8 protein-coding genes are annotated in these 7,450 nt (G+C 59.3%); 6 read left to right on the forward strand and 2 right to left on the reverse strand.

Going from position 1 to position 7,450, the window contains the following annotated elements; translation table 11 throughout:
• Positions 1 to 60 precede the first annotated feature (60 nt).
• The 3 genes from dapE (at position 61) to D8U73_RS28825 (ending at position 2,474) form a co-directional block, all read left to right on the forward strand.
• Positions 61 to 1,212: a succinyl-diaminopimelate desuccinylase gene (gene dapE / locus D8U73_RS28815; RefSeq protein ID WP_056856258.1), complete on the forward strand. Its 1,152-nt coding sequence runs from the start codon at positions 61 to 63 to the stop codon at positions 1,210 to 1,212.
• Positions 1,212 to 2,021, forward strand: a complete 810-nt coding sequence (locus D8U73_RS28820; RefSeq protein WP_056856259.1) for a putative RNA methyltransferase — start codon at positions 1,212 to 1,214, stop codon at positions 2,019 to 2,021. Before dapE ends, D8U73_RS28820 begins: the two co-directional genes overlap by 1 nt.
• 75 nt (positions 2,022 to 2,096) lie before the next feature.
• Positions 2,097 to 2,474: a hypothetical protein gene (locus D8U73_RS28825; RefSeq protein WP_056856260.1), complete on the forward strand. Its 378-nt coding sequence runs from the start codon at positions 2,097 to 2,099 to the stop codon at positions 2,472 to 2,474.
• 111 nt (positions 2,475 to 2,585) lie between these two features.
• On the opposite strand, the gene D8U73_RS28830 is transcribed toward D8U73_RS28825, so the two are convergent.
• A complete protein-coding gene (locus D8U73_RS28830) occupies positions 2,586 to 2,795 on the reverse strand; it encodes a cold-shock protein (protein WP_007954750.1) in 210 nt (69 codons plus the stop codon).
• 165 nt (positions 2,796 to 2,960) lie between these two features.
• Here D8U73_RS28830 and plsB point away from each other — a divergent pair, with 165 nt between their 5' ends.
• From plsB to D8U73_RS28845, 3 genes are all read left to right on the forward strand, one after another.
• On the forward strand, positions 2,961 to 5,453 hold the full coding sequence (gene plsB, locus D8U73_RS28835) for a glycerol-3-phosphate 1-O-acyltransferase PlsB (protein ID WP_130906381.1): 2,493 nt from the start codon (positions 2,961 to 2,963) through the stop codon (positions 5,451 to 5,453).
• Positions 5,454 to 5,606: 153 nt separating this feature from the next.
• Positions 5,607 to 6,242: a hypothetical protein gene (locus D8U73_RS28840; RefSeq protein WP_130906382.1), complete on the forward strand. Its 636-nt coding sequence runs from the start codon at positions 5,607 to 5,609 to the stop codon at positions 6,240 to 6,242.
• 182 nt (positions 6,243 to 6,424) lie between these two features.
• Positions 6,425 to 7,114 carry a DUF4197 domain-containing protein gene (locus D8U73_RS28845; RefSeq protein WP_056856263.1) on the forward strand — a complete coding sequence of 230 codons (690 nt, stop codon included), beginning with the start codon at positions 6,425 to 6,427 and terminating at the stop codon, positions 7,112 to 7,114.
• Between the two features lie 65 nt (positions 7,115 to 7,179).
• On the opposite strand, the gene D8U73_RS29300 is transcribed toward D8U73_RS28845, so the two are convergent.
• Entirely contained in the window at positions 7,180 to 7,329 is a 150-nt protein-coding gene (locus D8U73_RS29300; RefSeq protein WP_177435059.1) for a hypothetical protein, read from the reverse strand.
• Positions 7,330 to 7,450 lie beyond the last annotated feature (121 nt).

Below are 7,450 nucleotides of genomic sequence, written 5' to 3' on the forward strand. Positions count from 1 at the left end.
CATCATCGTTCATCGCGAGCAAGCTTTGCTCCTACACATTTACAGCTTCCGGAGTTTTCCATGACGGCCCACGCCGACCTTTCGCCGACCCTTCAACTCGCCATCGACCTGATTCGCCGTCCGTCCGTGACGCCGGTCGACGCCGATTGCCAGAAGCAGATGATGCAGCGCCTGGGCGATGCCGGTTTTGCACTCGAACCGATGCGCATCGAAGATGTGGATAACTTCTGGGCCACCCACGGCAAACACGATGGCCCGGTGCTGTGCTTCGCCGGTCACACCGACGTGGTCCCGACCGGTCCGGTGACCGCGTGGCAGATCGATCCGTTCAACGCGGTGATCGACGAACATGGCATGCTCTGTGGCCGCGGCGCGGCGGACATGAAAGGCAGCCTGGCGTCGATGACCGTGGCGGCCGAACGTTTCGTCGCCGACTACCCGGATCACAAGGGCAAAGTTGCGTTCCTGATCACCAGCGACGAAGAAGGCCCGGCACACCACGGCACCAAGGCAGTGGTAGAGCGCCTGGCGGCGCGCAAGGAGCGCCTGGACTGGTGCATCGTCGGCGAACCGTCGAGCACCGCCCTGGTGGGTGACGTGGTCAAGAACGGCCGTCGTGGCTCCCTCGGCGCCAAGCTGACAGTGCGCGGCGTCCAGGGTCACGTGGCCTATCCGCACCTGGCGAAGAACCCGATCCACCTCGCCGCCCCGGCGCTGGCCGAGCTGGCCGCCGAGCACTGGGACCACGGCAACGATTTCTTCCCGCCGACCAGTTTCCAGATTTCCAACGTCAACTCCGGCACCGGCGCGACCAACGTGATTCCGGGTGATCTGGTGGCGGTGTTCAACTTCCGTTTCTCCACCGAGTCCACCGTCGAAGGCCTGCAAAAGCGCGTCGCCGACATCCTCGACAAGCATGGCCTGGACTGGCACATCGACTGGGCGCTGTCGGGTCTGCCGTTCCTCACCGAACCCGGCGCGCTGCTGGACGCGGTGTCGTCGAGCATCAAGGACATCACTGGCCGTGAAACCAAGGCTTCCACCAGCGGTGGCACTTCCGACGGGCGTTTTATCGCGACCATGGGTACGCAAGTGGTTGAGTTGGGGCCGGTCAACGCGACCATCCACCAGGTCAATGAACGCGTTTTGGCGGCCGACCTCGATGTGCTGACCGAAATCTATTACCAGACCCTGATCAAGTTGCTCGCCTGATGCTTGCTTGCCCCATCTGCAGTGAACCGCTGAACGCGGTGGACAATGGCGTGGCCTGCCCCGCCGGGCATCGTTTCGATCGTGCGCGTCAGGGTTACCTGAACCTGTTGCCGGTGCAGCACAAGAACAGCCGCGACCCTGGGGATAACCAGGCCATGGTCGAAGCGCGCCGCGACTTCCTGAACGCCGGGCATTACGCGCCGGTGGCCAGGCGCCTGGCGGAATTGGCGGCGGGCTATGCGCCGCAGCGCTGGCTCGACATCGGCTGTGGCGAGGGATACTACACCGCGCAAATCGCCGAAGCCTTGCCGGGTGCCGATGGCTACGCCCTGGATATTTCCCGGGAGGCCGTCAAACGCGCCTGCAAACGCAATCCGAAACTGACCTGGTTGATCGCCAGCATGGCGCGAGTGCCATTGGCTTCCGGTAGCTGCCAATTCCTGGCCAGCGTGTTCAGCCCGCTGGACTGGGAAGAAGCCAAACGCTTGCTCAGCCCCGGCGGCGGCCTGATGAAAGTCGGCCCGACCAGCGGCCACCTGATGGAATTGCGCGAGCGGCTGTACGACGAAGTCCGCGAGTACATTGACGACAAGCATCTGGACCTGGTGCCGCAAGGCATGGCGCTGGCACACAGTGAGACGCTGACGTTCAAACTGACCCTGGACAAGCCGCAGGACCGCGCCAACCTGCTGGCGATGACGCCTCACGGCTGGCGTGCCAGTGCCGAGCGTCGCGCGGCGGTCATCGAACAGGCCGAGCCGTTCGAGACCACCGTATCGATGCGCTACGATTATTTCGTTCTTCAATAACTTTTGGTTCCGGGCGAGTGCCCGGGGCCGGCTAAATCCGCGAATGGATTTTTCAGACCCGCAGTGAGGACATCCATGCGCCAACCCGATATAGAGATTTACCTGAAAGACGCCGACGTCGATCACAAAGCCATTTCGGCCTGGCTCGCAGCGGCATTGGGCCCGTGTACCGACTGGGTCCAGAAAGGCCAGACCTACAAGTGCAAGGCCGGCAACGTGCCAGTGACCTGGCTGCCGAAAGCCGTTGGCAAGTGGAACAGCCTGTACCTGGAAAGCGACCAGACCCCATGGGACGACGACATCGCCTGCGCCCGCGCCGCATTTGCCGCACTGAACGTCGAAGTGCGTTGCGCGCCGGGGACTTGGGTCGAGGAAGAAGGTGAGGAAACGGCGGATCGCTGGATTCGCATCAGCGCCGATGGTGAAGAAGAGATCACCTGGAAAACCGCCTGATTCCGCCCGTTCCCATGCTCTGCGTGGGAACGCAGCCCGGGACGCTCCGCGTCCCAAAGCGGACGCAGAGCGTCCGTTGAGGCATTCCCACGCAGAGCGTGGGAACGATCATCACAGGCCTACAACATCCTCAGCCTGCAACCCCTTCTGCCCTTCCACCACCGCGTACTCGACCTGCTGGCCTTCAGTCAGCGAGCGGTGGCCCTCACCGCGAATCGCGCGGTAATGCACGAACACGTCCACCCCGTCTTCGCGCTGAATAAAGCCGTAACCCTTGGCGTCGTTGAACCACTTCACGTTGCCGGTTTCGCGCGTTGCCATGTCAGTACCCCCTTTGTTTTTATTTTGAGCGGCCGAGTATATGACAGACACAAAAACTCTCAACTACAGAATGGTTGACTGCTTTTTTGCCGATTTTCGACGAATCCGGCACACTACGGCCCTCCCGAGCAATTGCTTGGTTTTACTCACTCACGCAGAAGCCGTATGACCCGTTCCCCGTTCCGCCGTCTTGTGTTTGGCACCTTGCGCCGCCTGTTGTACCTCTGGGTCCGCTCGGAGACGATCAACCAGTCGTCGTTCACCCTCAACCTCGACCGCAGTCGTCCGGTGTTCTACGTCCTGCAAAATCCTTCGCTGACCGATCTGGCCGTGGTCGACACCGAGTGCAGCAAAGCCGGGCTGCCGCGTCCGGTGCTGCCGGTGTCGGTCGGTTCATTGATCGAGCCGGCGGCGTTTTTCTACCTGACGCCTGATCCCGACTGGCTCGGCCGCCAGGACAAGCGCGGTGCGCCACCCACCTTGACTCGCCTGGTCAGTGCCCTGAGCCAGAACGCCGCCGAAGACGCGCAGATCATTCCGGTAAGCGTGTTCTGGGGCCAGTCGCCGGACAGCGAGAACAGTCCATGGAAACTCCTGTTCGCCGATAGCTGGGCCGTTACCGGACGCCTGCGTCGGTTGTTGAGCATCATCGTGCTGGGGCGCAAAACCCGCGTACAGTTTTCCGCGCCCATCCACCTGCGCGAACTGATCGACCACAACAAGGGCCACGAGCGTACTGTGCGCATGGCCCAGCGCATTCTGCGGGTGCACTTTCGCAACCTGAAGGCCGCCGTGATCGGCCCGGACATCTCCCACCGGCGCAATCTGGTCAAGGGTCTGGTCAATCAGCCCTTGGTCAAGCAGGCAATCCTCGATGAAGCCGAGCGCGAGAACATCTCACCGGAGAAAGCCAAGGCCCAGGCCCTGCGCTACGGCAACGAGATTGCTTCGGACTACACCTACACCGCCATCCGCTTCCTTGAAGTGGTGCTGAGCTGGTTCTGGAACAAGATCTACGACGGCATCAAGGTCAACCACATCGAAGGCGTGCAGAAGGTCGCCCAGGGTCACGAAGTGATCTACGTGCCATGCCACCGCAGCCACATTGACTACCTGCTGCTCTCGTACCTGCTGTTCCGCAACGGCCTGACGCCACCGCACATTGCCGCCGGGATCAACCTCAACATGCCGGTGATCGGCAGCCTGCTGCGACGTGGCGGCGCGTTTTTCATGCGGCGCACGTTCAAGGGCAACCCGCTTTACACTTCGGTGTTCAACGAGTACCTGCATACCTTGTTCACCAAGGGTTTCCCGGTGGAATACTTTGTCGAGGGCGGCCGTTCGCGCACCGGGCGCATGCTGCAACCGAAAACCGGAATGCTCGCCATCACCCTGCGCAGTTTCCTGCGCTCTTCGCGCATGCCCATCGTGTTCGTGCCGGTGTATATCGGCTATGAGCGGGTGCTGGAAGGTCGGACCTATCTGGGCGAGTTGCGCGGTGCAAGCAAAAAGAAAGAATCGATCTTCGATATTTTCAAAGTCATCGGCGCGCTCAAACAGCGCTTCGGCCAAGTGGCGGTGAACTTCGGCGAGCCGATCAAACTGGCGGAATTCCTCGACAGCGAACAACCCGACTGGCGTCAACAGGAACTCGGTCCGCAGTTCAAACCGGCGTGGCTCAACGAAACCACCAACCGCCTCGGCGAGAAAGTCGCACAGCATCTGAACGAAGCGGCGGCGATCAATCCGGTGAACCTCGTCGCGCTCGCGCTGCTGTCCACCAGCCGCCTGGCCCTGGACGATCGCGCCATGGCGCGGGTGCTGGACCTGTATCTGGCGCTGTTGCGCAAAGTGCCTTACTCGTCGCACACGACATTGCCGGAAGGCGACGGCCGCGCGCTGATCGAGCACGTCAAGGCCATGGACCTGCTGTCCGAGCAGAGCGATGCGTTGGGCAAGATTCTGTATCTGGACGAGCAGAATGCTGTCCTGATGACGTACTACCGAAATAACGTGCTGCACATTTTTGCGCTGCCGGCGTTGCTGGCCAGCTTCTTCCAGAGCACTTCGCGCATGAGCCGCGAACAGATCCTGCGCTACACCCGAGCGTTGTATCCGTACCTGCAATCGGAGCTGTTCATTCGCTGGCCGCTGGAAGAGCTGGATGCGGTGATCGATCAATGGCTGCAAGCGTTCGTTGAGCAAGGCCTGTTGCGTTTCGAGAACGACGTGTATCTGCGCCCGGCACCGAGTTCGCGGCATTTTGTGTTACTGACGCTGTTGTCGAAAAGCATCGCCCAGACCTTGCAGCGCTTCTACATGACTGTGTCCCTGCTGCTCAACAGTGGCCAGAACAGCATCAGCGCCGAAGAACTGGAAGACCTGTGCACGGTCATGGCCCAGCGCCTGTCGATCCTGCACGGCCTGAATGCGCCGGAGTTCTTCGACAAAAGCCTGTTCCGCCATTTCATCCAGACCCTGCTCGACCTTGACGTACTCAAGCGTGATGAAGCCGGCAAGCTGGGTTATCACGAACTGCTCGGCGAATTGGCCGAAGGCGCGGCTAAACGGGTACTGCCGGCGGAGATTCGCCTGTCGATCCGTCAGGTGGCATTGCATCGCAGCGAAGATGCGGCGGATCTTGTCGAACAGGTCTGACGTCTCTATGCGACAGAAGCAAGGACGCTTCTGATCTGTCCCGTTAACAATTCGCTGACTACTAGCGAACGCTTCCTACATAACACTTGAATGTTCAGGAGATAAGCTCAGCGCTCGTCATTTACGACGAATTCATTTGATAAGGAAATCATCATGACCCAACACACTATCAACACGCTCCTGCATTTCCCCCCCCGATTTGAACTTCTGCCAGGTTGCGAAATCAGCATCAAAGTACAAGACATCAGCAACAGGAATGCACCAAAACTTCATAGTCAGTGGGGTAGCAACCATCTTTCATCGACACTCCCCATCAACTTCCCGGTTGTGATCGACTCCGAAGTGAACGAGGTCGGCAGCCGCTTCTCCATCAATGTAAAAATCTCTTTTCTGGACTCGCAGTTGCTGTTGGATCTGGATCAGACGTTCTGGTGGGGAGGAGGCGATCACGATACCGATATTTACTTGAGCACCGTGAGCCACATCGCTGTGTTCAAATCGTGGATGCCTCAAATTGGTTATCCTGCCGACTCAAAGTTGTTCGTGAAGTTGGTTGAGTTGAACGACGATGGCCAGCCAGGGGCTGTCATCGATGAAGCCGTGGGGTTGACCGCACAGACCACGCCCATCTACTTGAAATATAACCCGTTCAAGATTTGGCCAGGCCAGGAATATGCGTTGATCGGCTCGTTCGAAGGCTATGGTCAGAAGGTGCTGGCTCTGGGTCTTAAGCCGGGGAAATTGATTCTGCAGCCGCAAATCGAACAGACGCCAATTTTCGGCGACTGATTCCAACCGTTCACAACAACGCTTGACGTAAACTTCGCGACGACCGGATTCAAGCGCCAGTTTGCTGCTGGCGCCTTTGCAACACGAATCGACCATCATGCCATGCAGCTCGACGCTTCGCGCCGCGAACAAATCGAGCTGGCGTTGATTGTGAATTTAATCTACTGAAGGAAGCATCCCCAATGTTCCGCCCTACCCTTCGCTTCGCCGCCCTGTGTGCCAGTTTGATGATCGGCGCCAATGCGATGGCCTTGTCACTCTCTGACCTGTCGCAGCAGGACGCCACCGGCGGCCTCAAGGACGCCCTGACCCAAGGCGCGCAATTGGCCGTGAAGCAACTCGGCACGCCGGGCGGCTTCAGTAACAACCCGGAGGTGAAAATCGAACTGCCGGGCAAGCTGGGCAAGGTTGCCAGCAAAATGAAACAGTTCGGCATGGGCGATCAGGTCGATCAACTGGAAACCAGCATGAACAAAGCGGCTGAAACCGCTGTGACCCAAGCCCAGCCCATACTCGTGGATGCGGTGAAAAAAATGTCCGTGGCGGACGCCAAGGGCATTCTCAGTGGCGGCAACGATTCGGCCACCCAATACCTGAACAAAACCAGCCGCGAGCAAATCCGCGCCAAGTTTCTGCCTATCGTCAAGCAAGCCACCGACCAGGTGGGTTTGGCCAAGCAATACAACTCATTTGCCGGCCAGGCCGCGACCATGGGCGTGATCGATACCAAGAACGCCAACATCGAAAGCTACGTGACCGAACAGGCATTGAATGGCCTGTTTGAAATGATCGGCAAACAGGAAGAAGCCCTGCGCCAGAACCCGGCGGCGGCGGCGACCAGTTTGGCCAAAAAAGTGTTCGGTACTTTGTAATTCCTGGCTGACAGCACACAAGAAAAGCCCGCTGAACCTGTGAAGGTCAGCGGGCTTTTCCTTTTCTACTGCTGCGGATCGAGCTGATCCAGCACCTCGCCCACTGAAAGCTGCGCCAGGACAATCATCTGTTGAATACCGAGTACCAGATTACAAGTCGGGCCGGTCAGGATGGATGATAACTGGTAGAGATTGGTCGGCTGGCAGGCCGTCATCGCCAGCAGGCTGGCTCCTACATTGGATTGGAGATATCTGGTAGAGATTGGTTGGCTGGCAGGCCGTCATCGCCAGCAGGCTGGCTCCTACATTGGATTGGAGATATCTGGTAGAGATTGG

This window comes from Pseudomonas sp. Sample_22 (assembly GCF_004307635.1).
Lineage (GTDB): Bacteria > Pseudomonadota > Gammaproteobacteria > Pseudomonadales > Pseudomonadaceae > Aquipseudomonas.